Below are 1,151 nucleotides of genomic sequence, written 5' to 3'. Positions count from 1 at the left end.
CCACGCACCTTTTAAGCCCTTGTCGTGTTTGGGGCATAAAAATAAGACGCTTCACCCCGCGTCCCAAAGGGAGATACCAGACCGCCTCCTATGTGCTGTTTAATAGTTTCATGACTGCCCCCTTTCTGCTGCGGCGGGCAGCGGCTAAAAATGTATATAAAAAAACCACCGAATCATTTCTGACTGGTGGTATTAGAGTATTTTTCTTATATCTGTTATGTGGATCGTATCTGTTTTAATCGTCCCGTCAGGCATTTCAATATCCGCCTCATAATCGCCGCTTTGCCCGTAGATTTCTACAATAAATGCCGTTCGCCCATCTTTTAATAAGACTTTGTCAAACATCTTTATCTTCATTTTTTCTTTTTCCTCCTATCTATGTGGGCCGTTGTCATTCTCATTTCTCCATTTTCTTTATCATCAATCCACGCTGTAAGCACATTTGCCTTTTTTCCATTAGGCCCTGTCAGCTCCATAATAACCTCGTATCGCTTTCCATGCCCATTATCTGGCTTTTCTATAGCTTCATACTCTGACAAATGCTTATGTATATCAGCAATCAAGTTTTTATAGTTAGATAAGTCGTACCCTAGTGCTTCCTTAAACGCGTTCGCCTTGTCAGGATCTTTCTCTGGATTCAACGCGTACATACTGAATTTCGTTTCCGGTATAATTGCTTCTTCATATCTCGGTAATTTCATTATATCAGATTTAAAATTTTTTGCAACTTCATTCCAGTTATCCGCTTTCTGTTTATACTGTTTTTTGTTATCCGAATCCAGTGAATACTTTGCCAATCGCCCCAACCGTTCTTCTTGCCGTTTAGCTTGCTGTTTTCTTGTCTCCCGATGGTTCTTCTCCACTAAATCGTTCAATTCCTCTTTAGTATACTTACCATCCGGTGGCGTACTGATTCCCTCGAAGTATGTCGTGTGACTGTCTTTACAGCGTGGATGATACAGCCCTGCTACAATCGCATCACTCATCAATGGGTATTTGATATCCGTTTCCGGAGACTTTCCGCTTTTAGGTCCGCCGCTCCATACGTCATCAATCAAGACCTTCCCTACGAAAGGAAGGCACTTCGGGCAGGGATTTCCGCGTTTATTCACAATGACTGTTGATATCCCCCATTCCTGCCTCTTCTCCCC

The 1,151-nt window shown here is 42.6% G+C and carries 2 protein-coding genes; both read right to left on the bottom strand.

The features are described from left to right. Positions 1–192 precede the first annotated feature (192 nt). A complete protein-coding gene (locus NFR99_RS15270) occupies positions 193–357 on the bottom strand; it encodes a hypothetical protein (protein WP_251354084.1) in 165 nt (54 codons plus the stop codon). Continuing rightward, the coding region (locus NFR99_RS15265; RefSeq protein ID WP_251354083.1) for a phage minor capsid protein at positions 354–1,151 on the bottom strand (798 nt) is incomplete at its 5' end. The genes NFR99_RS15270 and NFR99_RS15265, both read right to left, overlap by 4 nt.

The sequence above is a fragment of the Hominisplanchenecus murintestinalis genome (genome assembly GCF_943193015.1).
Lineage (GTDB): Bacteria > Bacillota > Clostridia > Lachnospirales > Lachnospiraceae > Hominisplanchenecus_A > Hominisplanchenecus_A murintestinalis.
This window is presented reverse-complemented; position numbering and strand designations above follow the sequence as displayed.